The organism is Niallia sp. MER 6, from assembly GCF_023714395.1.
In the GTDB taxonomy this organism is placed as follows: Bacteria; Bacillota; Bacilli; order Bacillales; family Cytobacillaceae; genus Niallia.
In genome coordinates, this window is the sequence record NZ_JAMAUK010000011.1 from 1 (window position 1) to 24354 (window position 24354).

The 24354-nt window shown below is 40.6% G+C and carries 22 protein-coding genes; 6 read left to right on the forward strand and 16 right to left on the reverse strand.

Annotated features, from left to right (window positions below; genetic code table 11):
- Window positions 1–325 precede the first annotated feature (325 nt).
- The 9 genes from M3600_RS14625 to M3600_RS14665 all read right to left on the reverse strand — a co-directional run bounded on the left by M3600_RS14625 (window position 326) and on the right by M3600_RS14665 (window position 8507).
- A complete protein-coding gene (locus M3600_RS14625) occupies window positions 326–823 on the reverse strand; it encodes a YxiF family protein (RefSeq protein WP_251646546.1) in 498 nt (165 codons plus the stop codon).
- Entirely contained in the window at window positions 820–1134 is a 315-nt protein-coding gene (locus M3600_RS29200; protein ID WP_311315924.1) for an HNH/endonuclease VII fold putative polymorphic toxin, read from the reverse strand. Before M3600_RS29200 ends, M3600_RS14625 begins: the two co-directional genes overlap by 4 nt.
- A 70-nt stretch (window positions 1135–1204) precedes the next feature.
- Window positions 1205–2440 (reverse strand): IS110 family RNA-guided transposase, encoded by a 1236-nt coding sequence (locus tag M3600_RS14635; RefSeq protein WP_251646548.1) that lies wholly within the window; start codon window positions 2438–2440, stop codon window positions 1205–1207.
- A gap of 199 nt (window positions 2441–2639) precedes the next feature.
- Window positions 2640–3374, reverse strand: a complete 735-nt coding sequence (locus tag M3600_RS14640) for a recombinase family protein (RefSeq protein WP_251646550.1) — start codon at window positions 3372–3374, stop codon at window positions 2640–2642.
- Window positions 3375–4066: 692 nt separating this feature from the next.
- Window positions 4067–4531, reverse strand: a complete 465-nt coding sequence (locus tag M3600_RS14645) for a hypothetical protein (RefSeq protein WP_251646630.1) — start codon at window positions 4529–4531, stop codon at window positions 4067–4069.
- 2 nt (window positions 4532–4533) lie between these two features.
- Window positions 4534–6426, reverse strand: coding sequence for a ribonuclease YeeF family protein (locus tag M3600_RS14650; RefSeq protein ID WP_251646551.1), 1893 nt, complete (start codon window positions 6424–6426; stop codon window positions 4534–4536).
- A 188-nt stretch (window positions 6427–6614) separates the two neighbouring features.
- Window positions 6615–6989 carry a YkvA family protein gene (locus M3600_RS14655; protein WP_251646632.1) on the reverse strand — a complete coding sequence of 125 codons (375 nt, stop codon included), beginning with the start codon at window positions 6987–6989 and terminating at the stop codon, window positions 6615–6617.
- A gap of 165 nt (window positions 6990–7154) precedes the next feature.
- Window positions 7155–8087 carry a glycoside hydrolase domain-containing protein gene (locus M3600_RS14660; RefSeq protein ID WP_251646552.1) on the reverse strand — a complete coding sequence of 311 codons (933 nt, stop codon included), beginning with the start codon at window positions 8085–8087 and terminating at the stop codon, window positions 7155–7157.
- A gap of 90 nt (window positions 8088–8177) precedes the next feature.
- The gene (locus M3600_RS14665; protein WP_251646553.1) at window positions 8178–8507 is read right to left on the reverse strand and encodes a hypothetical protein; all 330 of its coding nucleotides are present in this window, start codon (window positions 8505–8507) and stop codon (window positions 8178–8180) included.
- Between the two features lie 210 nt (window positions 8508–8717).
- On the opposite strand from M3600_RS14665, the gene M3600_RS14670 reads away from it, so the two are divergent.
- Window positions 8718–12245: an Ig-like domain-containing protein gene (locus tag M3600_RS14670; protein ID WP_251646554.1), complete on the forward strand. Its 3528-nt coding sequence runs from the start codon at window positions 8718–8720 to the stop codon at window positions 12243–12245.
- A 298-nt stretch (window positions 12246–12543) separates the two neighbouring features.
- Here the strand turns inward: M3600_RS14670 and galU are convergent, their stop codons facing one another.
- Complete coding sequence (gene galU, locus M3600_RS14675; RefSeq protein WP_233315822.1) at window positions 12544–13440, reverse strand: UTP--glucose-1-phosphate uridylyltransferase GalU; 897 nt, start codon at window positions 13438–13440, stop codon at window positions 12544–12546.
- Between the two features lie 316 nt (window positions 13441–13756).
- On the opposite strand from galU, the gene ytvA reads away from it, so the two are divergent.
- Entirely contained in the window at window positions 13757–14518 is a 762-nt protein-coding gene (ytvA, locus tag M3600_RS14680) for a YtvA family blue-light photoreceptor (RefSeq protein WP_248574456.1), read from the forward strand.
- 85 nt (window positions 14519–14603) lie between these two features.
- Entirely contained in the window at window positions 14604–14768 is a 165-nt protein-coding gene (locus tag M3600_RS14685) for a hypothetical protein (protein WP_233315824.1), read from the forward strand.
- A 195-nt stretch (window positions 14769–14963) separates the two neighbouring features.
- On the opposite strand, the gene arfA is transcribed toward M3600_RS14685, so the two are convergent.
- The 4 genes from arfA to M3600_RS14705 are packed head-to-tail and all read right to left on the reverse strand — an operon-like array spanning window position 14964 to window position 19625.
- On the reverse strand, window positions 14964–16469 hold the full coding sequence (gene arfA / locus M3600_RS14690; RefSeq protein WP_233315825.1) for an arabinosylfuranosidase ArfA: 1506 nt from the start codon (window positions 16467–16469) through the stop codon (window positions 14964–14966).
- A gap of 30 nt (window positions 16470–16499) precedes the next feature.
- Window positions 16500–17342, reverse strand: coding sequence for a carbohydrate ABC transporter permease (locus M3600_RS14695; protein ID WP_233315826.1), 843 nt, complete (start codon window positions 17340–17342; stop codon window positions 16500–16502).
- On the reverse strand, window positions 17339–18268 hold the full coding sequence (locus M3600_RS14700; RefSeq protein WP_233315827.1) for a carbohydrate ABC transporter permease: 930 nt from the start codon (window positions 18266–18268) through the stop codon (window positions 17339–17341). The genes M3600_RS14695 and M3600_RS14700 overlap by 4 nt, the downstream gene beginning before the upstream one ends.
- A gap of 55 nt (window positions 18269–18323) precedes the next feature.
- On the reverse strand, window positions 18324–19625 hold the full coding sequence (locus tag M3600_RS14705) for an ABC transporter substrate-binding protein (RefSeq protein WP_251646555.1): 1302 nt from the start codon (window positions 19623–19625) through the stop codon (window positions 18324–18326).
- A gap of 350 nt (window positions 19626–19975) precedes the next feature.
- On the opposite strand from M3600_RS14705, the gene M3600_RS14710 reads away from it, so the two are divergent.
- Window positions 19976–20602, forward strand: a complete 627-nt coding sequence (locus M3600_RS14710; RefSeq protein WP_237942017.1) for a YesL family protein — start codon at window positions 19976–19978, stop codon at window positions 20600–20602.
- 36 nt (window positions 20603–20638) lie between these two features.
- Entirely contained in the window at window positions 20639–21556 is a 918-nt protein-coding gene (locus M3600_RS14715; protein ID WP_237942018.1) for an ArsR/SmtB family transcription factor, read from the forward strand.
- A gap of 28 nt (window positions 21557–21584) precedes the next feature.
- Here the strand turns inward: M3600_RS14715 and M3600_RS14720 are convergent, their stop codons facing one another.
- Window positions 21585–21935: a winged helix-turn-helix transcriptional regulator gene (locus tag M3600_RS14720; protein ID WP_233315831.1), complete on the reverse strand. Its 351-nt coding sequence runs from the start codon at window positions 21933–21935 to the stop codon at window positions 21585–21587.
- Between the two features lie 122 nt (window positions 21936–22057).
- On the opposite strand from M3600_RS14720, the gene M3600_RS14725 reads away from it, so the two are divergent.
- Window positions 22058–23080 (forward strand): zinc-binding alcohol dehydrogenase family protein, encoded by a 1023-nt coding sequence (locus M3600_RS14725; protein ID WP_251646556.1) that lies wholly within the window; start codon window positions 22058–22060, stop codon window positions 23078–23080.
- Window positions 23081–23132: 52 nt separating this feature from the next.
- On the opposite strand, the gene mmsB is transcribed toward M3600_RS14725, so the two are convergent.
- Window positions 23133–24251 (reverse strand): multiple monosaccharide ABC transporter permease, encoded by a 1119-nt coding sequence (gene mmsB / locus M3600_RS14730; protein WP_233316145.1) that lies wholly within the window; start codon window positions 24249–24251, stop codon window positions 23133–23135.
- Window positions 24252–24354 lie beyond the last annotated feature (103 nt).

The window sequence follows — 24354 nt, forward strand, 5'->3', positions numbered from 1 at the left end:
TTTGAAAGCTTCCCAATGTTGGTGTTTATCAAAAAATATTCTTCTCAATATATTGGTCTCCATAAAATGAAAATACCACAGCTTAAATGACTGTGGTAGACCCAAATTTTTATACTTTCTTATCTTTTAAAAAAAACTGATTTCCTAAAAGAGAAATCAAGTGCTTTATAGTTAAGTATTTTAATAATCATAGTTTAAAAATTTTCTTATTTAGTAAATACTACTCGGAATAAGGGTTATAATCTATTTTAGCCTTACTAAGACCATTAATTAAAGTAAAAAACCTAGAAAGGCTTTTAGCCAATCAAGGTTCCTAATTTTTTCCTTATGATAGTCCCCAAACACTTAACTCATAAAAATATTCCGTTCGTTCAATACACAAACCAAAATTAAAATCTTCTGCAACTAGAATAAAATCTCCATATCCAACTGAAAACTTTGTTAACTCAATAATTTCATTTAAGTGACTAAATACTTCATTAACATTAACCAACACTGCTTCTATTTCATTTTCTCTAAAAAACAATAGTCTTCCTTGTTTTGGTATTACTTCGATATTATCAATAGTATCATTTAACAATTGTATTGATTTTTGAATATGTTCTTTATAGCTATCTCCTTGCAATTGAATCTTATTTTCCCTTGTGTTAAGTAGCGAAAACACATTCTTACAAAATAAATCATTATCTTCAATATCTAAAAAAGGTTCCTCTGTAAGATTCATGAAGTTTATTTCTTTTACCAAATTCTTTCTTCTACTTTGTCTTTTTAACAGCTCCATTTTTGTTGTTCTTTCGTCACTCAAATTAATCACCTTTCTCATCGTCGACCCTTCTTTTTATAACCAACAAAATCTTCCGGAGAATGTCCAGGATACTGATTATATCTTCCTTTTTCCAATGGGCTTCCCCTTAAATCGTCAGCACCATGAAAGTGAGGACCTCTCCCGAATTTATCCTCTCGGTGCTCTATAATATATTTTTTCTTGCCATCTACTTCAAATTCATATACTCTTCTATTTTCAGTTGTTCCAACATAAACATCGACAGGTTTCTTGTGCTGAGTAGAGTTAGGTATTCCCGCCCTTCTCTTTGCATCCCTAAATGCTCCATTTTTCGTTAATACCTTATCAATTTCATCCGTACCCTATGTTGTAATCATAAAGGCTAATAATAATAAAAAAATCAGCCATTTTACCACACTATTAAACTACTTCTTTTTCTTGCACTATCGGCAATTTGTAGGCTGTTTTATGTTTCATCATGCCGTAAACAATGTTCACAAGCCTTCTCATAATGCAAACCAATGCTTGTCCCTTTGTTTTGCCTTCTTTAAGCTTTCGTTGGTAGTAAGCATGAAACACAGGGTTCCTTGGTAGTTTGCTTCCTTTTGCTACTTGCACTTGCTGGACTGCGAGGTTGTAAAATAAAGCGTGTAGCGCCCGATTTCCCTGTTTGCTTTTTTGTTCCTTGCCTTTCCCACCAGACCCAAAGTAAACAGGCGCAATCCCCGCAAATCGTGCTAATTTGTTGGCATTAGGAAAACGTCTTACATCACCTATCTCTGCAATTAATGCAGAGGCTGTCACAAGGTCAATGCCTGGCATGGAGTCTAGTTGAAAGTCTAGTAAACTCATTAACTGTTTTAATTCTCCTTCCACATATTTCATTTCCTTCTTTTTAAACGAAATGTCTCGAACGATGCTTCTTACTAGAAAGTCTCGTGTTTCTTGGTGTTCTTTCACAGTGTGTCCATCTTCTTTTACTAGCTTTAATATGTCATTAGCCTTTTTCACGGAACATGTATTGTTACTGGCTTCTAATAAAAAAGTGGTCAATTCTTGTAAGGTTATACTCTCTAAACAAGATGGTGACGGATATCGTTCCCAAAATGCCAATGCTGTTTTTCCATCAACTTCCGAGAAAAACTTTTTATAGCTTGGATAATGGTGGCTCAATTGAATGTGCAATTGGTTCTTTAAAGCACCTTGAGCTTTCACCAATGCTTTTCTTCTTGTCACCAATTGTTGTATCGACCAAAATAAATCATGTGGTTTAGCGTCTGGCAACTGATTGAGTTTGTTAAACAATATTCGTGCCACACATTCCGCATCCCAGCTATCACTTTTTTGTACGGTCACATGGCTTTTTCGTTCAGCATATGAAAGTGCTGGGTTAACCTCTTTTACAACTTGTCCATGGTCCGTTAGATATTGTGCCAGTGCTCGACCGTAACCGCCCACATCTTCTAATCCAAATACAGGTGTCAACCCTTCTTCTGTCAGTTTATCAATATCTAGTAAAAATGTTGAGAAAGCGGACGGTTTATTTTCAACCTTTATTTCATCAAGCTTCTCATGCCAACAATTAATGATCACTGCCACATGATGCTGTTTATGCAAGTCTACACCCACATAAATATGTTTCTGCTTTTCATGCATCGTTCATCCTCCTATTCAGTTGTCAATTATTGAATGAAAATGCTGGCAACCTTAGTTCGAGCGTTCACCATCCGGTGCGCATTGGTACGAAAGCCTATCCATTTTCGTCGCTTCATAAGAACTTATTAGAAAATGAATCCCTTTTTTAAGTAACCTATTAAATTATTGCTTCATGTTTCCCGTTTGCTTGTATTTGTCCTTATGTATAAATCCCTTGATAAAAACTTTCTCGGTCTAAAATTCTTTTCACTTGTACTTTCGTAAATGCTTTCCCTTGAGTTGTTTGATAGCCTTCTTCATTCAATGCTTCTGCCAACCTAGACAGTGACCAATTCTTATATTTTTGTTTAAGTTGAAATAATCTTTTTACTACTTCTGCATGACCGTTATGTATCTTCAGTTCTTTTTCACCCTTTTGTCTCATATAGCCAAATGTCGCCCGTCCTCCTGCATATCCTCCTTCCTTCGCTTTCTTGTTTCTATCTTTCGTTAGTTTTAGGGCAATTTCAAGCCGTTGATATTGGTCTAATAACTCCATTAAGCCATTCACCAGAAAGTCATTCGGGTCTTTCTTATGGATACTGTAAAATGGCTGTTCAATGCTTTTAATGTCACATCCATATTTCTTTAACTCTCGTTGTATCAACACCTTTACTATATCCGACCTCCATAATCGGCTTGTGTTCAGTACTACCACATAATCAACTTGGACAGACGAAAGGTGTGCCAACATCTCCTGTAAGCCCACCCTGTCTATTTCTAATGCTTCTTCATTTAGTTTTGCGCCACTAATTCCTTCGTCTCTAAAAATATGTATCAACTTCAATCCATGCTCTTTACAATATGCTTTAATTTCATCTTCTTGATATTTCAAACTATATCCATCTCTTGCTTGCCCTTGAGTGGAGACTCGTATATACCCAATAACGTTCAACTTTTCACCCTCCCGTTACATAAATTGTAATTTTCGTAACGCTTATTAAACGAATAGCGAGTATTATACGACCGTCTCTTGTAAAAACACAACCAAAACCTTGTAATATAAAAAATAAATACATACCTCTTAATTTCCATATAGTATATCGCAACAAGCTTATGTACTATCGTTTGTTTATTGTCAATGCCCTGTCATAAGTCCTCCTACCTTGTAGAATGTCATCTCGCCTAATTATCGTATTATTTACACAAACCAAGTATTAAAACAGAATGCCTTGATGGTACAACCATCATGAGCTTTCGATTTTCAATTAAATCATTTTCTTTTTGTCTCACTCTAAAATCCTCACTTTCTTTTTATTCACTAGATTTATGTATCTGTGTCGTTACCAACTTTAGCATTACGAGCTTTGTCATTGTCTTTCTTTAGTTTGTGGGTTTTGCAGTATCATAAGTCCCCACACCATGTAAAATGTCAAATCACCCAATTCTCGTACTTTTCTTATTATTCCTATATAAAATAAAACTCCATGATGGCAGAACCTTCATGGAGTCTCTATTTTCAAACGTATCATTGCTCTTTTTGTCCAACTCAAATATTTTATTTGTATTTTAGTTCACTTGCTTTATGTGCTTATACGTAAAACCCTTTCGTATAACTAGTTTAGGCACTAGAGTGCTCTAAACACGTTACCTTTCCTCTTTGCACAAATGATTGTAATGACCAAATTCAGGAAATACATCCCAGTTTCTTTCAAGGGTATCGCTAGTTTCGCGCTCCTCGATTGAACCGGTCTTTAAATCTCTCTTTTCCATTGCTATATAGCCATCTTCTCGGAAGCCCAAAATCAAGCTACTTACTTCCGTGTCAGTTTCATCATCATATTCCCAATACATGGCTGTTCTTAAAAAAATCTTACCATCACTCATAACTTCAAAATCATAATTTAAATATTTACGAATCAGGTCATCATAAAACCCCACCGAAACCCATTCATTTGTAATATTTACAATATACTTAGGTTTCTCATCCTCTAATAATACCGCCGTATATGGTTCTTGTTTTTGATGGTATGTGTATGCAGTACGGTCATCAAGTATGTTCCAAGGCTTCTTTTTGATGTCCGACCATTCGTCACAATAATAAATTTTCATAGTCAATTATACACCTTCCCCTTAATATCCCTAATAATAATCCTGTTTTCTGTTGCCTCATCAAGAATTGCTTGCGGAATTGGTTTATTTTGAACAGGTATTTCTAATATTAATTCACCTTTAAGTCGCCCTCCTTTGAGAGCGTTAGGATTAAAAGTACCATTTGATATTTTAGAACCCGAAGAATATTTTTTTGTAATTTCATTTAAGTAACTCTTAGCTGTCTTTTCTTGCACTTCACTAAGTTGAGTGAATTTTCTCGATACTATTTCCTTGTTGGGTGCATATGAGTCAACTACGTACTTTTTGCCCCCTACTTCTTTTGCTTCCAACTCTACCTCATTATAAGGGTAACGAGGACGATTTTCCTTATTAAAATTATTACCTGCTTCCCAACGCTCTTTAAGCCAGTCTGGTACAGATTTCTTTTTAGGTGTAACATCACCCGTACCCTTACCAGCATCCTCAACACCACGCCCACTCAACATACTCAAATACTCTTCCTTATCCCCACTAACCTTCCCAACATCAGCCCTGCTCTCAGCTTTCAAGTAGGAACTCATATTACCAACCCCACCCGCAAACGCTGCATTAGGAGAAGTATTAAGACTACGTCCAAGATCATCCATAAACGCTCTTGAAACATCCGCTCCTTGCTTGCCAATCTGCACGGTGGAGTTCAAGGCTTGTTGGCCAAGTCGGTTGGCTTCTTTCGCCATACCTGGCACAAATGGTAGGCCTGCGAAGATGCTTTGGGTTAGGCTTGCTTGACGCTGCTGGTCTGTGAGTTCGTTTCCGAACATGTCTTTGCCGGTTACGTATTCGGACAGGCCATTGGCGGAAAGGAGGCCGTAGATGCCCATTTCGGTTTTTTCTAGGGTGCTGAAGGCTTTTACGTTTTTGTAGGTGCTCATGGCATTTTCGGCGGCGCTGATTCCTTTTGTTGCCGAATAGATGCCTTTGCCGCCTTTGACGGCTCTGCCTGCCCAGCCGACGACTGGGATAAAGCCGGCTAATGCCATGCCGCCTGCTGCTAAGCGCTGTGCGGTTGACATCTTTTCGCCTGTGACGGGATCCACGCCTTCGACTGCGCGCTTGTAATCATAATAGCCGGTGAATTCGCCGACAAAGCTTTTGATGCCGCCCCATACTTTTTCGGAAGTGGGCTGTTCGGCGATTTCTCTTGCTTGTTGTTCTTCTTTTTTGTATGTAATGTAGCTTAAGGTGGCGGCTTCTGCCTCTCCTTTCAGCTTGTAGATGTCGCTTGAGTGATAGGCGTCTGCGTCGAAATGGACGGGGGAGATGCTGCTGCCTTGTTTTGTTGCGCCAAGCAAGGCACTGAACAGCTGAATGGCATAGGCTTCTTCCCCTTCTGAGGTCAGATATTCTTCTTTGAGCTCTTGATCTGTATCTTCGACTGCTTCGATTGTTTTTGTGCGCTTTTTGCTTGCGTCCATCATTAAATCATCGAATTTATCTCGGGAAAAGGCATCTAATGAGACGAGATCATCGATATCCCGAAAGATGTTTTCGAGTGCACGGCGCTGCTCGGTTATCATCTCATCTGCTTGGCGTTCTTTCTGGACAAGATCTTCTTCCAGAAAGGCTGTCTCTACTCTTGTGTTGCCGTCTAAATCCTTGTCGCTGAGCTTGCCGCCGATGCTTTCAAAAAAGGCGATTTGTCTGTCAAACAGGCGCTGCCATGCTTCGACTACTTCAATTTGGCCTTGGTAAAAGGCTTTGATTGCTTCGGCGCCTCTTCCTTCGAAGTCGTCTAAATCAATGATTTCCTGAAAGGCCTTTCGTAGTGCGGTAAACTGGTCGCGAAGCTTATCATAATGCTTCGCCCTCTGTTCCATTGTATCTTGTAAACTGGAAGCATCTAGTATTTTCACGAAACTCTCCTCTCTTTTTCACAAAGGATTTCGAACATGTAAAGCCTCATTATCCGATATATTACCTAATATCCTTTTATTGTAAAAAAGAAAAAAGCTGTTTTCATATGCCAAAAGGTTCATTTTACACCAGTCGAAATACCCATAATTTACTATCACTGTTCATACAACTTTCTTATCACCTATCGTTAACCGCCGATTTTAGCGTCAATCTCTTTTGTGCTGACATTGCCTCCAAACCAGTCTGCTAATTTCTGCTTTGCTTTTTGCTTTGTATCTTCATCTATATACATGGCTACTTGAATCAGTGCAATTCCTAACGCTCCGAGGTCATCTGTAAATCCGATTCCGACTGCCATATCTGGAATTAAATCAATGGGAAGAATGAAATAGCCTAAGGCCCCGATTATCGTGGTTTTCGCTTTAACCGGCACTTCTGGCTTCTTTAATGTGAAATACAAGAGCAGCACTGCATACACGACAGATGCGCCTGCCTTTTTGGCAAACTTCGCGAGCTTTCCCCAGAACTTCTCCTCTGAGAAATGTTTTCCGGCAGCATTCATCGTCACTTGAAGTTCTTCTTGCTTATTCTCCAACCATATCGCCTCCTTGTTATTTATCTACTTCTATCATACTAAAAACAGAGGGAAAATGTATTGCTGTTCGCCTTACTTGGAAAAAATTTCACAAAAAAATAAGCCCCCTTATGATTAGGGAGCAGCATTGCCCTACTTTACTTTAATTTTTTGGTTTGGATAAATAAGATGGATATTCTTAATCTGCGGGTTTAGATTTTGGAGATTGGCGAGGGTTATGCCATATTGTTGGGCAATCTTTGAAAGACTGTCTCCTTTTGCAACAGTATGGTATTCTGTTGAGCCACTTGCTTTTGGGTTAATCCATGAGCCTGGCACTCCCTGTTGTTTCGTGACATTAACCATTCCTGCTGATTCATTGAAAATATAGTAGCTTCCAGTCTTTACAATCCCTTTTTTGTGCTTGCCAAGCTTTGCATCTGCTGCTGTTAAATAGGCAGCTGTTTCTGTTTTCACCTCAAAGCTTTTAGTGGCGGAGCTTTTTCCTGTCGAACTCCAGTGCCCTGGTTCTTTGCGAACATCATTTCTGTCTATCAGCACCCCTGCGACTTTAATATTGTTTTCATATTGGTGCATATGAATGAAGTCAGCAATCCTGCCATTTGACCAGGCATATGTCTGCCAGTAATAATCGGCCTTGCCCTTTACTGCAAGCATGACGGCATAGGACCCGTAAATGCCGAGCTTATACGTTTCGAATGTTTTTTTGACTCCATTGAAATAAGCTAGAATGCTTGGCATAGCACTGCTTCTGGCATCAAAGTCAACTGCGAAATAAATCGCTGTTCCCGGTGGCTGGCCGACTGCCTTTGCCGCTTTCACCGCCTCCAGTCCATCAGCCTTGCCTTGTGCCTCTGTAAAATAGGCTGCTCTGTCGGCGCTTTTCTGAAAGATGCTGATCAGCTTTAAGCCGGCCTTGCTGATGGCTTCTGCTTCTGTTTTATCAAATGTCTTCCAGCTGTTCCCAAGATAGCGGGCCGTATAGTCAAATCCTTCTTTCTTTAAGGCACTTGCTGATTTAGTGTTGAGCTTTGTTGCACAATCAAATCCTCTTGCCATCATCATCTCTCCTTTCTTACCTTATATATAGAAGAAAAACAGTTTTTTAGACAGGCAAACTATAAAAAAGCCCAATTGAGGGCTTTTAATTACAAGTTAAGCAGGCGGAATCACCTTTGCGATTAATAAGATAAACAGAATAAGTCCGATTGCTGTATACACAGCAGATGTGATAAGGGAAAGATTCATTCGTAAATAAAACGGCTCTTTTTCGAGCATAATGCCTGTTTGTGCACTTGTCTGGCTGTCGATAAATCTTGTCCATGCTCCGCCGCTGCTGGAAAAGGTAAAAATAATCAGTGTAAACACAAGTCCAGTAAAAAACATTACTTCAATAAAGCGAATTGAAAAAAACGAAGCGACGAGGAAGGTGCCAACTGCCTCCAGCACGAGTGTGAGGATTGGCAGAATCAGTTTTTTGTTCATTTCTTCTCCTCCTATTTACAGATAATGTTTATTTTACCATAAATAGTAGAAAATTTCTGTCATCTCCTATTTCCAGACTTAATGCCTACAAACTTTTTTAACAAATAGGAACTGAATAATTTTTCCATTTTTACTAGATATTATTAACACTTCTCCCAAAAACATGCTTTAATAGATTTGTAATCTATTAATTTTCCTAGGGGGAACGTGATGAAAAGCAAAAAACGCATTGGTTCGATCTTTACTTTTTTACTAGCCTTTGTTTTAGTTGTCAGCAATTGGACAGCACTTCCAGCAGCGGCAGCCTCGACTGCAGATGAAGCAGACACTGGAGTTAGCGGGAAGCTAATTGAAGACAGCTTCGCAGACGGAGAGTATGTTAAATGGTTTAAATTCACGCCGACTGCAGAAGACATTAAGAACTTTTCGCACTATGAATTCACATTAGATTCAACAGAGGAAATGAATGTTTCCGTTTACTCTAGTCTTGAAAATGCAAATGCTGAAAACACATTTGATCAGTATCAAGGCTACAGCTTTATCGAATCGCCAGCGGTTATTCATTTTCCGTTAGCATGGATTGGCTCTTACTATGTGAAGGTTGAGTATTATCCATATGAAGAAGAGGTCTTAGAAGAAGAGGTCTCAGAAGAGAAGCTAGCAGAAGAAGAATTACCAGAAGGTGAAGAAACGGAAGAAGCAGAGCCTATCGAAGCTGATACTTCCTTTACACTGAATGTGAAAGGCGAAGTGCTTGAGCCTTCAACAGAAACAGCGGAAGAATGCCCTGTTGAATTGAGCACTAGCGAGCAGAAGGATGGTTTGTCTATCTTGAAGGACTTGCGTGAAATCAGAGATTCGATTTTATCGCAAACAGATGAAGGCAAAAAGCTGTCTTCTTTATACTACAAGGTGGCACCTTTCTTAAGTGCAAAAATCGTTTTTGATGAAGGCATGCGCAGTGATGTGTTAAAGAACTTGCGTCAGCTTAAGCCAATTTACACGGAATTGCTTAAAAACGGCACAAGCTCTACTTACACCTTTACAAGCGCAGACGTGAAAGCAATCAACAGCTTGTACAAATATGCTTATGATGCTGCACCTGAGACATTGAAGGAACAGCTGAAAAAGACAGAAGCAAAAATCAACATCAGCAACTTAGAAGATAAAACACTCTCAACTGTATTTAATAAATTGGGAGCTTCTACAACAGCTATTTCTAACAAGAATACTTCCAACAAGTATATCGTCAAACTAAAATCAGGCAAAAGCCTATCAACTTTCAAGAAAAGCGCACAAGCAGCTCAAAGTGAAACAATCCAAGGTTTAAATAACTCAGATAAAATCGCTGATGATTTATATGTAATCGACCTTGGCAGTGAAGTAAAAGACAACAGCTATTCGACACAGCAAAAGAACAGCATTGTGAACTCTGTCAAAAAATCATCGGCAGTTGAATATGTAGAACAAATTCAAACATATAAAGCATTAGGTAAGACAACAAATGACGTCTCTAATCCATACCAATGGTCTTTATCTAACACTGGCCAAACACAAGGAACAAGCGGTGCAGATATTCAGTTCGGTCCCCTTCATTCCTTGCTGACAGCAGCTAAGCCCAGTGAAACGGTAATTGCTGTTGTAGATACAGGTGTGGACAGCACACTTGCTGACTTAAGCAGCAATGTATTAGCTTCTGAAGGCTATAACTATATTGGCAACAATAATAATGCCCTTGACGATAACGGTCACGGAACACATGTGAGCGGCATTATCGCAGCAGGTATGGATAACGGCTATTCGATTTCTGGTGTTCATGCTAATGCGAAGATTCTTCCTGTAAAAGTTCTGGACGCAAGCGGCTCAGGTGATACAGAACAAATCGCTAAAGGAATTAAATATGCTGTTGATAAAGGTGCTAAAGTCATTAACATGAGCCTTGGCGGACCTTACAGCAGAACATTGGAATATATGATGCAGTATGCGTACAACCATAATGTAACTATCGTTGCTGCGACAGGAAATGACGGTATGGAAGAAGTCGGCTATCCTGCATCAAGCAAGTATGCTACATCTGTCGGCGCTACTAATGACATGGATATTGTTTCCGATTATTCCAACTATGGTATCGGCACTGATTTAGTCGCACCAGGCACTAATATCCCAAGCCTTGTGCCAAACGGTAATGTTACTTACTACAGCGGTACATCAATGGCAACACCGCATGTTGCCGCAGCTGCAGGATTGCTTCTGTCATTAGACAGCAGCTTGAAGCCTGTGCAAGTCGAAAAAATCCTGACAGAAACAGCAAAAAACATTGCTTTTGAAGAGCAGGACAACCCGTACAAGTTTGAGGATATAGTAGAAGTGATCACAGAGGACGGCGAAATTATTTACGAAGAAGGAGACAGCCTCCCACCAGGCTATGATTATGTTTCCGGCTGGGGCAGACTCGATGTTTACGGGGCATACAGCACAGCATTGCTGAAAGCAACTGTCGCTGATGTTTACAACAGCAGCTATGCTCTTAAAGGCACAGCTGAAAGCGGCACTGCTGTTAGTGTAAAAATCGGCAAGGACGTGAAAAAAGCAACAGCAGACAAAAATGGCAATTACGCTATCGAAATTCCGCTGCAAAAAACAGACAGCATTTTGGAAGTAACATTTGAAAAGACAGTAAATGGAACACCAGCAAAAGCAACGATCCGCACAGCTGTCCTTGAAGACACAACAGCACCTAATGCACCGAAAGTTAATAAAGTTGGTGACAATGATACGAAGGTGACAGGAACAGCAGAGGAATTCGCAGCGATTACCGTTAAAGCTGGTAAAAAATCAATCGGCACAGGCAAAGCTGACAGCAAAGGTAAGTTCTCTATTAAGATTGCTAAACAAAAAATGGGCACGAAGCTAAGTATTACAGCAACAGACGGTGCGAAGCTGACAAGCAAAGCTGCGACTATCACTGTTGGCGACAGCACACCGCCAGCTGCTCCTTCTGTGACTGGCACAATCAGTGACAAGAGCACAAAAATTGAAGGCAAAGCAGAAGCAAATGCTTCCATTGAAATTAAAGATGGCAAAAAAGCTGTTGCCAGCGGGAAAGCGAACAGCAAAGGTGCTTACGCTATCACCATTAAAAAACAAAAGGCTGGCACGAAGCTGAGCATTACAGCAAAAGATAAAGCTGGCAATGTCAGCAAGGCGAAAACAATCACGGTTGCTGATAAAACAGCGCCAGGAGCTCCAACAGTCAGCGGTACAGTCGGTGATAACAGCACGAAAATAGCTGGTAAAGCAGAAGCGAATGCTTCGATCACTATTAAAGACGGTAAAAAGACAGTTGCGAGTGGAAAAGCGGACAGTAAAGGCGCTTATTCTATCGCCATCAAAAAGCAAAAGGCCGGCACGAAGCTGAGCATCACAGCGAAGGATAAAGCTGGCAATGTCAGCAAAGCAAAAACGATCACGGTTGCTGATAAAACAGCGCCAAAGGCTCCAAAGGTTAACAATGTCACAACTGCTACAACACAGGTAAAAGGCAGCACAGAAGCTAATGCAACTGTTACTATCACAGTAAATAAAAAAGCTATTGCCAATGGGAAAGCAGATAAAAAAGGCAACTACTCGATTAAAATTAAAAAGCAAAAAGAAAAAACAGTGCTTGCTGTAACAGCAAAAGACAAAGCTGGGAACACTAGCAAAGTGACAGAAAAAACAGTCACAAAAGCGAAATAATCGACAAGACAGACGGAGGCTAATCTTCCGTCTGTCTTTTTTTGTTGTAAAAAAAGACGAAGATGCGACTCCCTCGTCTTTTATTTAATAATAAAAACATTAATAAGACCCGCCACCAAAACAACTAGAAAAATAAACCAACTAGAATCGGTGAAATCCTTCTTTTCATTTTGCTTTGTATCCTTACTCATTTCCCTCCACCTTTCTACTGTCATTATTATACAGTAAAATTATGGAATAATAGCGTTATAGAACAAAAAAGAACAGGACATCCATTATGCCCTGTTCTTAGCTCTAATTAAAGAATTTTGATTTCTGCATTATCATGCTTTTTCATCAATTGCTTCATATAATCAATCAGCTCTTGCTTCATTTCGTCCTGTTGCAGAGCAAATTCCAATGTTGTCTTCACAAAGCCAAGCTTCTCACCAACATCATAGCGGCTGCCTGCAAAGTCGTAAGCAAATACTCGTTGAATTTGGTTCAGCTCTTGGATAGCGTCTGTCAGCTGAATTTCACCGCCAGCTCCTGTTTGCTGCTTTTCTAAGAACATGAAGATTTCTGGTGTCAGCACGTATCTGCCCATAATAGCCAGGTTAGATGGTGCTGTTCCGCGCTTCGGCTTTTCAATAAAGTTCTTTACTTGATAGCGTCTGCCTTCTTGCTCGATAGGGTCAACAATGCCGTAACGGTCTGTTTCACTGTCTGGAACAGTCTGTACGCCGATGACAGGTGAAAGTGTTTCTTCATACTGGTCAATCAGCTGCTTCAAGCAAGGTGTGTCACTTTGAACGATATCATCACCAAGCAGGACAGCAAATGGCTCGTTGCCGATAAAGCTTTTCGCACACCAAACAGCATGGCCAAGTCCTTTCGGCTCTTTTTGACGAATATAGTGGATATCAGCAAGATTGGAGGAGTATTGAACTTTCTCCAAAAGATCAAACTTCTTCTTCTCAAGCAAATTTTGCTCCAGCTCATGAGCATAGTCGAAATGATCTTCAATTGCTCTTTTGCCTTTTCCTGTTACGATGATGATGTCTTCAATGCCAGAAGCGATTGCTTCTTCAACGATATACTGAATTGTCGGTTTATCAACAATTGGCAGCATTTCCTTTGGCATTGCTTTTGTTGCTGGCAGGAATCTTGTTCCTAATCCTGCTGCTGGAATGATCGCTTTTTTTACTTGTTTCATTTTAACCTCTCCAATCTTCTCTCTCTATCTAAAAAATAATAATATGTACACTTTAATTTTTACTTAACAAAATGTTCTTAATAACGTACAATTATAGTAACACTTTTTCTTAGTATTGCAAAGGTTTTTTAGCACTATTTTATAATTTTTAAAAATAATGGAAAATAATGTGACATATTGCTTGCATTTGTCATTTTAACATATCTATAAGAGTCTGTGATGTTATTGTCTTTTCCATTTTGTTATAATGATTATTATTAAATGGAATTTAACTTTCGAGGAGGGGAATAACATCCAATCAAATCAGTATCCTGACATGTTTAGAGACAGCTTTATCAGAGAAGCAGTGGAAAGAGTTGGAACCGGTATTGTCATCACAGACCCAAGCTTACTGGATAACCCCATCATTTATGTAAATAGAGGATTCGAACGGTTGACGGGGTATGCGGCAGTAGACATTCTCGGCAAAAACTGCCGGTTCTTACAAGGAAATGATAAAAAGCAAGGATCAGTAACAGCATTGCGGGATGCGATCAGAAATGAAGAACATATTGTTGTTCAGCTGCGTAACTATCGCAAAAACGGTGAAATGTTCTGGAATGAGCTTGAGCTTTCTCCCATTCGCATTGGAGACGACAGTAAGCTCTTTTTTGTTGGCATTCAAAAAGATATTACTGACAGAAAAGAATCAGAGCAGCTTATCAACCAATATTTAGAGCAAATAGCGAGTCTTTCTACTCCTATTATTTCCATTAACGAAAAAACATCTATTTTACCGCTTATTGGCGATTTAACAATGGATCGGTTTGAACAGCTTGTTCAGGATATATCAACATATGTCGGCAATTCTAAGGAAGATTATTTCATTATCGACTTGCAAGGTTTATTGAAATATGATGAAGTTGTACATAATGGTCTCAAAATGATCAATGATATTCTTGGCTTAATGGGCACAGAGCTGATTATCAGCGGTGTGCAGGTTAAGATGGCACAGGATACGATTACTTATACGAACGGCAATGACTTGAATATCCGTTTCTTCCAATCATGTAAACAGGCGCTTCTTGCCTTGAAATAACAGCCCAGAGTTTCGGGCTTTTTTTTATGGGCTATGTATAACAGCTTCAGAAGATTGCAAACTAAGAAAAAGGAGTTGAGTGAACATGCAATTCTTGTTTTCATTAATAGAAATGCTTTTTTCTGGAGGCTTGCTGAAGCGAAATTTAGATTGGCACAGAAGGTTAGTAGCTATCTCCTTCCCTATTTTCTTTATCGCTTTGCTGCTTCAGGCAGAATATATTGTTTTTCGAACAAAAAGACATAGTTGACATATTTTTTTAACATACCTTTTACAGTATGTCCGTATTCTGTTCATATTTGTCCATTATGATAAAGATAGCGTGGATAGCATGAGTGGCTATCAATGGCATAAGGCGTAGGTGGGGCCTGTGCTACTTAACTTTTACATTTAAGTTTCTTCTACATAAACAGCCATGCTAAAAATTTAGCATGGCTGTTATCCATTATGCTTTTACGAGGCGGATGACGTTCCATGACAGCTTAGGCAGCATCGCAGCCAGCTGTCCTCCGCTTATGGCAGCATCTCCATTAGTATGTGGTTTCACTGCTTCAGCTGTAGCAGAATTCGTTTGTTTAATATCGTCATTCTCTAACACAATATGCTCGATAACTTTATAGCCTTCAAAGCTGCGCAGATCGCATTCAAGCAGCAAGCCTTCTTGAAGATCTCTGTTGACAGCAAAGATTGTCAGTTCTTCGTTTTCCTCATTATATACTGCTGTTGATTCTAATGTTGGCACATCGGTGAAATCCTTGCTGTCATATTTAGGGCTGGAGATAACTGGATTTAAGGCAACACCTCTGCCGTAAACGGACGCATGCATATATGGATAGAAAATTGTCTGCTTCCACGCAGGCCCATTCTCTTCTGTCATGATTGGCGCAATGACATTCACAAGCTGTGCAAGGCAGGCTATCTTTACTCTGTCGGCATGCTTTAGCATCGTAATCAGCATACAGCCGACAAGCAGCGCATCCTCAAAATTATAAATATCCTCAAGCTGCGGCGGTGCGACTGTCCACGGTTCAATCAGCTTATCTGCTTCTCTAGAGTGATACCATACATTCCACTCATCAAAGGACAGATGGATTTTCTTTTTGCTCCGTTTTTTTGCTTTAATATAATCTGCAATCGAGATGACAGATGAAATAAAATCATCCATTTCCAGAGACAGAGCCAAGTAGTTGCTGATGTCATTATCATGGTTGCCATAGTACTGATGTAAGGAAATATATTCAACATGGTCATACGTATGATCCAAAACCGTTGCTTCCCATTCTGCAAATGTCGGCATGTTTCGGTTGGAGCTGCCGCAGGCGACAAGCTCAATATTCGGGTCTACCCATTTCATGACCTTTGCCGCTTCTTGAGCAATGCGCCCATATTCTGCCGCTGTTTTATGCCCGATTTGCCATGGACCGTCCATTTCATTGCCAAGACACCATGTTTTAATTTTATGAGGCTCTCGATAGCCGTGGCTTATGCGCAAATCACTATAGTACGAGCCGCTGTCATGATTGCAGTACTCGACAAGGTTTCTGGCTGCATCTATCCCTCTTGTGCCAAGATTGACGGCCATATTCACCTCCGCATTAACCTGCTTCGCCCACTCCATGAACTCATTTGTGCCGACGACATTCGGTTCTGTTGTACGCCATGCAAGCTCAAGGCGGCTTGGTCTGCTTTCAACAGGCCCGACACCGTCCTCCCAATTGTAGCCTGATACGAAGTTGCCGCCAGGATAGCGGATTAGCGGCACTTGCAGCTCTTTTATTAATCCTGTTACGTCTTTGCGGAACCCCTTTTCATCTGCTTCAGGATGACCTGGCTCAAATATCCCCCCATAAACGGCTCTGCCAAGATGCTCAATAAAGGAGCCGTATATTCGGTTATCGACTTCAGCTATTTTAAAATCTTTTTCTAAAATCATCTTCGCTTTTTTGTACATATATCTTTCTTCCCTTCACATTTTTTTAAGTTAACCCTTCACACCGCCGGCAGTCATCCCTTCAATAAAGTAGCGCTGGAAGAAAATATACAGAATCAGCACTGGGAATATCGCCATCACAGACCCGGCAATCAGCACATCATAGTTATTGCCGTATGGTGTTAGCAATGTAGATAAGCCGATCGGCAATGTTAAATTTTCGCTTGATCGTAAAACAATCAACGGCCAGAGGAAGTTGTTCCAGCTTCCTAATGCCTGCAGGATTGCCATCGAGGAAAAGGCTGGTGTCATTAACGGCATCATCACCCGGAAGTAAATGCCGATTTCGGTGCAGCCATCGACCCTTGCTGCATCAAGCAAATCACGAGGCAGCCCACTCGCATACTGGCGGAAAAAGAAAATTGGAATCGGTGCAACCACAAACGGCAGAAAGGCGCCGACTAATGTGTCCATTAAGCCAAGGCTCATCGTGAGCTTATATAATGGAAGCATAATGATTTCAACAGGAATCATCATCACAATTAAAACGAGTCCAAACACAAGGTTCTTAAACTTGAAGTCATAGACAGCAAGACCGTAGCCGACCATGCTTGTTAAAAGCAGGCAGGATAGTGTGGATGCAATGGTGATGATTATGCTGTTTTTATACCAAATGAAATAGTCTGTTTCCCCGTTGAACAAATAAGAATAGTTATCGAATGATAACAGGTCTGCCTGCAGCTTTAAATTGAGCCCGTATCTCATAATTTCTGTTGACGGCTTCAAGGAGCCGAGTGTAATCGCAAACAGCGGAAATAAGGCGAAAATACCGATTGCCACAAAGAGCAGGATCAATAGGATGGACGACAGCTTCAGCTTTTTCTTCGTTTTCATCCTTGTTCCTCCTTTTTGAACATTCCAAAGAATTTAAGCTGAATTAACGTAATAATCAGCGTAATCACAAGCAAAGCGATGCCGACTGCAGAACCGAAGCCGAGATTATTTTGCTCGATGCCTTTTTGGTATAAATAGCCGACAATTGTCAGCCCGATATTATTAGGCGACCTGTTGCTTCCATAAAGCATATAGCTTTCAGCAAACATCGAGAAACCGCCGTAAATACTGATGGTAAACACATAAATACTGATTGGCTTTAACAGCGGTAAGGTAATATGCCAAAATTTCCGTGATGTTGAAGCACCGTCCACCTCTGCCGACTCATACAACTCCCGCGGGATATTTTGCAGTCCTGCCAGGAAATAAAGGATATTGATGCCCATCCATTTCCATGTTGCCAGCACAACAAGAACAAACATGCTTGTGCCCCCATGGTTCAGCCATGCTTTCGGCTCCATCCCAAAATTAATCAAAATAGAGTTCAGCAATGCACCCTCTTGTCCGCCAAAGATTAAGCGGAAGATCATCCCTGCAACAACGACAGATGTGAGTGCTGGAATGAACGTAACAGACCGAAAGAAGTTCTTCGCAAACATCAGCTTCGAATTAAGGAACACAGCAAGAATCAGCGGCACTGGGATTAAGATAATTAATGTCAAAATTGTATAAACAGTGCTGTTGCGGATGGCTGTCAGAAAGGTTGGATTCCATAATTCCTTATAGTTGTCTAAGCCGATAAAGGTCGTCTGCCCTGGCAGCACTTCCTGAAAGCTCATGATAATCGTCGTGACAACGGGATACGCAAAAAAGATGAAAAAAGACAGAATGAAAGGAAAGATGAAAAAGTAAGGTGCTGCATTTTGAGAATAAAGGAGACTTCTTTTCTTCTGTTTCCTCCCGCCCTGTCTGCTGCTTGCTTCCATGTAAAGATCCCCCCTTTAGAATCAGGAGGCAAAGGCAAAGCCTCCTGAAGATGATTTATTTAATCTGGCTTGCTGCTTCCTCCAGCGCTTGCTTCGGATCTTTCATTTCGACTAATGACTGGAATAAAATCGTTGTCTTAACAGCATTTGAGACGTCTGGTGTTCTTTCGCCAATATTGACACCTTCAATTTCATTCTTCACTTCCAGCAATGTGCCGAAAATATTGGGACCGAAGTATTCTGTGAATTTATTCTCTTCATTGACTTCCGGCAAATCCCATACATCAGAACGAATCGGGTCAAAGCCAAGCTGCTTCCAGATTTCGATATTGCCTTCCTTCGACAGCTTTGCATAAGCAAGGAATTTCTTCGCTACATCTGGATCTTTAGACTGGTTTGTCACAACAGTGCCTGTACCGCCCATCCCTGCTGAACGCGGTGCTCCTTCAGACCAAGCAGGCATTGGCTTGATGACGATTTTCCCTTTCAAATCAGGCATATAATCAGTGAATCTGCCCATATACCACATCGGCATCCACACAGAGGCTGCTCCACCATTATTCATGAAGCCGTAATATTCCTCAGAATGATGGTCATTTCCTGGAGATGGAATCGCAATTCCTTCTTTAACAAGATTCTGTTCATATTGAAGCACCTCCACAATGCGCGGATCTGTCAGGTTAACCTCGCCATTCTCCTTCAAAAGATCGTCTTTTCCTTCAAGCTGAGCAACCTGCGGCCAGAACGACCATTGGTCTTCAATATCAAGTGTCGTCATCGGAATGCCAGTTTTCTCAAGGACTGTTTTGCCAGCTTCCTTGTAATCAGCCCATGTTTTTATGTCATCTGGATTGACTCCGGCTTTATCCAAAATTTCTTTATTGTAATAAATAACGGCAGCGCCGACATGAAAGTCAATTCCATATGTCTTGCCGTCTTTGGCGTAAATATCAAGACGTGATTGCACGATATTTTCTCTTTCTGGGTCAATTACATCATCTAAAGGCAGGATTTGCGGTTCACCTTTCAGGAAGTTGCCGAATTTAGAGATTTCCACATCAGAAATATCCGGGGCACCTTTGCCTGACTGCAAGGCAACAAGCAGCTTGTTATGCAAATCCTCATATGGATATGTAGTGGCCTTGATGCTGATTTGATCATCAGGATTTTCTTCATTCCACTTGTCCGCCATATGCTCATAATATTGTTCATGAAGCTCGTTGAAGGTCCACAATTCAATCTTTGTTCCCTTTCCACTGTTCGAATAGCCTTTATCCGAACTGCCCTTATTACAGCCTGCTAAAAACATGGAGCTTACTAGAATGATAGCCAGCATTCCTAAAAGACCCTTTTTCATCCTTTTTCCTCCTCTTAGCTTGTTGGGAAAACAGTTTATTTTAAAAGAACATAAAATGTTTTACACATTTACATAGTATTAAGCCATCCCTTTAAAAATGTATGCGTTTTCATAATTAAGAAGATGGTCTAGGAAAACGCTGTCATAAAGTGAAAATAGTCGGTAATCACTTGGAATATTTTAAGGGAAATTCCCTTTACTCCCTTACAAATTGACATATTCTTTCCTTATGCAAAGGAAAATAGGAGGATTTTTCCGCTTTTTTATATTTTTATAGATTCCTTCACATAAACATGAAAGAGAAGCAGCTGCTTATTTTATATTTTATTAAAAGAAAAGGAGTGTCTTCTATGAAAAGAGCTGTGCTCATTGATTCTATCTATTCTATCTCCAACTGGATTCTGCGCTTTTTATATATTCATCTATTATGGATGGTATTTTCTTTGCTGGGTCTAGTAATATTCGGTGTCTTCCCTGCCACTGTCAGCTTGTTTGCAGTGACACGGAAATGGCTCCTTGGCGAAACAGACATGCCGATTTTTGCGACTTTTTTGTCTGTTTTTAAGCAGGAATTTATGAAAAGCAATCTGCTAGGTATGCTGCTCAGCTTTGGCGGACTTGTTCTATATGCTGATTTACTGGCGCTTCAGCATACGTCCATTCCTTTCTTGCAGTATCTCTATTTTCCAGTGTTATTTATCGCTTTACTGTATGCCTGCAGCATTCTCCATTTCTTCTCTATTTATGTTCATTACGAGCTGAAAGGACTTCATATCATTAAAAATGCGCTGCTGTTCACCTTGGCGATGCCGCTAGCAGGATTAAAGCTGGTCGGCGGACTCCTTGTCATCGTCTATCTGTTTATTACCTTTCCAGGAAGCATTATTCTCTTTGGCGCAAGTGTGCCGGCATTTTATATGATGTGGATCAGCTTAAAAACATTTACTCAATATGAACAAAAACGGGCAGGCAAATAACAAGCCTGCTTACTATTTAGAAAGAAGGTAATATCGATGATACATATAAAAGATCTCCGGTCTGGCTTAAATATTTACAAAGCGTTAAGCTCTGAAATCCGCCTTGAAATCTTAACCCTTTTGCAAAGAAATCAAAGTTTAAATTTAAACGACATCGCCCAAAAGCTCCAGCTCTCGAACGGAGCGGTAACAATGCATATAAAAAAGCTCGAGGAAAGCGGGCTGATTGACATAACAACTGCAGGGGGCAAGCATGGAATCCAGAAAATCTGTTATTTAAATGAAGATGTCCTCACAATCGAGCTGCAGGACAAGGGGGTGGAGAACTTTTACGAATATGAAATAAAGGTCGGTCATTACTGTGATTATGCCGCAGATCCAACCTGCGGCCTTGCGACAAAGGACAGCATCATCGGCGAGTTTGACAACCCCCGCTACTTTGCCGACCCTGACCATATTCATGCCGATATCGTCTGGCTGAAGAAAGGCTATCTAGAATACCGAATTCCTAACTATTTAAAGAAAAATCAACAGTTCAAAGAAATCCAATTCATTTTTGAAATCAGCTCAGAAGCGCCCTTCTATAATAATGACTGGCCTTCTGATATCTTCTTTTCTTTAAATAATGTCGAGCTGGGCTATTGGAACTCACCAGGAGATTTCGGCGGAACGAAAGGCGCCTGCAACCCAAGCTGGTGGCCGCCCCACTTGAATCAGTATGGGCTGTTAAAGCTCTTGCGCATCAATAAGAGCGGTACATTTATTGATGGCTGCCGCATTTCTGATGTAACCATTGAGGATGTCGGTTTGCAAGACCATCCTGACATCAAGTTGAAGTTTGCTGTCACAGATGAAGGCACAGTTGGCGGCCTGACCCTTTACGGCAGAAGCTTTGGGAATTATGAACAGGATATCACGGCGCGGATTCTTTATGAGGAAGTATTGCCGGAGTGATAGGGGCGGGGTTTTCTGCCCGCTTTTATTATTCTTTGACGCTTTCGATTCTTGATTTGTATTTATCGCCCCAGTCCTTCATTTGGGTGATAATTGGCTCTAATGTTCTGCCAAACTCTGTCATGGAATATTCCACTCTTGGAGGAACCTCTGGAAAAACCTCACGGTGAATAATTCCATCTTTTTCAAGCTCGCTTAGCTGGAGGGATAAGATTCTCTGAGTAATTCCCGGCATCAGGCGCCGCAATTCATTAAATCGTTTTTTATCTTCTAGGAGGTAATAAAGAATTACTCCCTTCCACTTTCCCCCTATCACATCAAGAGTTGATTCGACAGGACATCCTTCTGGACATCCATACCCGCTTTTTCTGTTTCGCATAAAAGCTCACCTCACAGTTAGTAACATTAATGATACTATACAACATAAATGTGCCTTCTTACATTATTTTGATTATCATCCTATAATTTCAATTAACAAAGATTAAAGGAGTTGTCATTAGTATGAAAGCTGTTGGACTATTAAAATATTTGCCTATTGAGGATGAAGAAAGTTTGTTTGATGTAGAGCTGCCGAAGCCTCGTGCAACAGGAAGGGATTTGCTTGTTAAGGTCAAGGCTGTATCGATAAATCCTGTTGATGTAAAGGTGCGCTCCCCAAAATCAAAAACAGAAGAACAGCCAAAGATTCTTGGCTGGGACGCAAGTGGCGTGGTCGTTGAAACAGGAGAAGATTGTCACGATTTCCAAGTCGGTGATGAAGTCTATTATTCCGGTAGCCTTATCCGTCCAGGAACTTACAGCGAATTCCATTTAGTGGATGAAAGGATTGTCGGCAAAAAACCGCACACATTAACTTTTGCCGAATCGGCAGCATTGCCGCTTACCTCGATTACAGCATGGGAAGCTTTATTCGACAGATTAGCCATTGAAGCTAGTGACAAGGAAAACAACAAACAAAAGACCATTCTAATAATCGGCGGAGCTGGCGGAGTTGGTTCTATCGCGATTCAGCTTGCTAAATGGGCCGGTCTTACTGTCATTGCCACCGCCTCTCGTCAAAGTACAAGCGATTGGGTCAAAGAACTGGGAGCAGACTTTGTTATGAACCATCATCATTCCTTTCAGGAACAATTGAAACAGCATGGCATGGAAAATGTTGATTTCATTCTATGCTTGAATAATACTGACCAGCATTGGCTAGCCATGGCAGATGCCATTAAACCACAAGGAATGATTTGTTCCATTGTAGAAAATGCCCAGCCTCTTGATTTAAATGTGTTAAAAAATAAAAGTGCTACATTTGTTTGGGAGTTTATGTTCACACGATCTATGTATGAAACAGAAGATATGGAGAAACAGCAACAGCTTTTAAACCATTTGAGTGAGCTAATTGATATAGGTGTTATTAAAACAACATTAAAGAAGACATTGTCTCCTATTCATGCTGAAAATATTAGGAAGGCACATGCTTTAGTCGAGTCTGGAAAAACAATAGGAAAAATAGTGTTAGAGGACTTTGCATAATCACTCATAAAAGCAAAAACCCGAGCTCTACTAGAGCTTGGGTTTTAAGCATTTACGATGCTAATTTATTCTTATTATAAATATCAAAAGCAACCGCAATCAGCAGCACAAGTCCTTTAATGGCCTGCTGCCAGTCGATCCCAAGGCCGATGATGGACATACCATTATTCATTACACCCATAACAAGACCGCCGACAATGGCCCCGCCGACTGTGCCGATTCCGCCATATGCGGACGCACCGCCGATGAAGCAGGCTGCGATTGCATCCAGCTCGAACAGGTTCCCGGCTTTTGGTGTTGCAGCGTTAAGCCTTGCTGCGAAAATCAAGCCAGACAGTGCAGCAAGAACACCCATATTCACAAACACCCAGAAAGTAGCTTTCTTTGTTTTGATTCCAGAAAGACTTGCAGCCTTTTCGTTGCCGCCGATCGCATAAATATGTCTGCCCATTACAGTTTTCTTCATCACAAAGCTGTAGATAGCAACTAAAGCAATCAGGATAATTAGAATCATTGGTATCCCTTCATATGTTGCTAATACATATGTGAACACATTAATCAAAACAATCACAGCGGCTATTTTCGTGATAAACAGTCCTTTTGAAGAAACTTCAAAATCATAACGAAGCTGTGTTCGGCGATTTCGTACTTCAAGCAGCAAATAAATAATTGAAAAGACAATGCCCGCGACGATTGTGAGCATATGCAAGGTGCTGCCGCCAAAAATATCAGGAATAAAGCCTGAGCTGATATCCTGGAAAGACTGTGGATATGGCGCAACTGACTTGCCTTTAAGGACAAGCATCGTCAAGCCTCTGAACAGAAGCATCCCTGCAAGTGTGACGATAAAGGCGGGAATCTTGACATATGCAACCCAGAAGCCTTGCCATGCACCGATTACTGCGCCTACTAATAAGGAAAGAATAACGGCCAAAAAGACGGGCATATCATGGTTGATAATTAATATTCCAGAAATGGCGCCAACAAAGGCAGCAACAGAACCGACTGACAAATCGATATGGCCTGTAATAATAACAAGGACCATCCCAATTGCAAGGACGAGAATATAGCTGTTCTGCAAAATCAGATTGGTGATATTCAGCGGCCGCAGCAGAATTCCCTCTGTTAAAACTTGAAACAATATCATAATAAGCACTAATGCGGTAAACATTCCATATTGGCGTAAATTACTCTGAATCAGTGATAACACAGAGCCTTTATTTCGATAATCTTCCAACGGTGTATTCACCTTAATTCCCCCTTCCCTACTATAG

What these genes read in the sequence shown, in the direction of transcription:
- M3600_RS14625 (WP_251646546.1), bottom strand. Translation starts at nt 823, where the DNA reads ATGAGAAAGGTGATTAATTTGAGTGACGAAAGAACAACAAAAATGGAG.
- M3600_RS14635 (WP_251646548.1), bottom strand. Translation starts at nt 2,440, where the DNA reads ATGCATGAAAAGCAGAAACATATTTATGTGGGTGTAGACTTGCATAAA.
- M3600_RS14645 (WP_251646630.1), bottom strand. Translation starts at nt 4,531, where the DNA reads ATGAAAATTTATTATTGTGACGAATGGTCGGACATCAAAAAGAAGCCT.
- M3600_RS14655 (WP_251646632.1), bottom strand. Translation starts at nt 6,989, where the DNA reads ATGAATGCTGCCGGAAAACATTTCTCAGAGGAGAAGTTCTGGGGAAAG.
- M3600_RS14660 (WP_251646552.1), bottom strand. Translation starts at nt 8,087, where the DNA reads ATGATGATGGCAAGAGGATTTGATTGTGCAACAAAGCTCAACACTAAA.
- M3600_RS14665 (WP_251646553.1), bottom strand. Translation starts at nt 8,507, where the DNA reads ATGAACAAAAAACTGATTCTGCCAATCCTCACACTCGTGCTGGAGGCA.
- M3600_RS14670 (WP_251646554.1), top strand. Translation starts at nt 8,718, where the DNA reads ATGAAAAGCAAAAAACGCATTGGTTCGATCTTTACTTTTTTACTAGCC.
- galU (WP_233315822.1), bottom strand. Translation starts at nt 13,440, where the DNA reads ATGAAACAAGTAAAAAAAGCGATCATTCCAGCAGCAGGATTAGGAACA.
- ytvA (WP_248574456.1), top strand. Translation starts at nt 13,757, where the DNA reads ATGTTTAGAGACAGCTTTATCAGAGAAGCAGTGGAAAGAGTTGGAACC.
- M3600_RS14685 (WP_233315824.1), top strand. Translation starts at nt 14,604, where the DNA reads ATGCAATTCTTGTTTTCATTAATAGAAATGCTTTTTTCTGGAGGCTTG.
- arfA (WP_233315825.1), bottom strand. Translation starts at nt 16,469, where the DNA reads ATGTACAAAAAAGCGAAGATGATTTTAGAAAAAGATTTTAAAATAGCT.
- M3600_RS14695 (WP_233315826.1), bottom strand. Translation starts at nt 17,342, where the DNA reads ATGAAAACGAAGAAAAAGCTGAAGCTGTCGTCCATCCTATTGATCCTG.
- M3600_RS14700 (WP_233315827.1), bottom strand. Translation starts at nt 18,268, where the DNA reads ATGGAAGCAAGCAGCAGACAGGGCGGGAGGAAACAGAAGAAAAGAAGT.
- M3600_RS14705 (WP_251646555.1), bottom strand. Translation starts at nt 19,625, where the DNA reads ATGAAAAAGGGTCTTTTAGGAATGCTGGCTATCATTCTAGTAAGCTCC.
- M3600_RS14710 (WP_237942017.1), top strand. Translation starts at nt 19,976, where the DNA reads ATGAAAAGAGCTGTGCTCATTGATTCTATCTATTCTATCTCCAACTGG.
- M3600_RS14715 (WP_237942018.1), top strand. Translation starts at nt 20,639, where the DNA reads ATGATACATATAAAAGATCTCCGGTCTGGCTTAAATATTTACAAAGCG.
- M3600_RS14720 (WP_233315831.1), bottom strand. Translation starts at nt 21,935, where the DNA reads ATGCGAAACAGAAAAAGCGGGTATGGATGTCCAGAAGGATGTCCTGTC.
- M3600_RS14725 (WP_251646556.1), top strand. Translation starts at nt 22,058, where the DNA reads ATGAAAGCTGTTGGACTATTAAAATATTTGCCTATTGAGGATGAAGAA.
- mmsB (WP_233316145.1), bottom strand. Translation starts at nt 24,251, where the DNA reads ATGTTTACCGCATTAGTGCTTATTATGATATTGTTTCAAGTTTTAACA.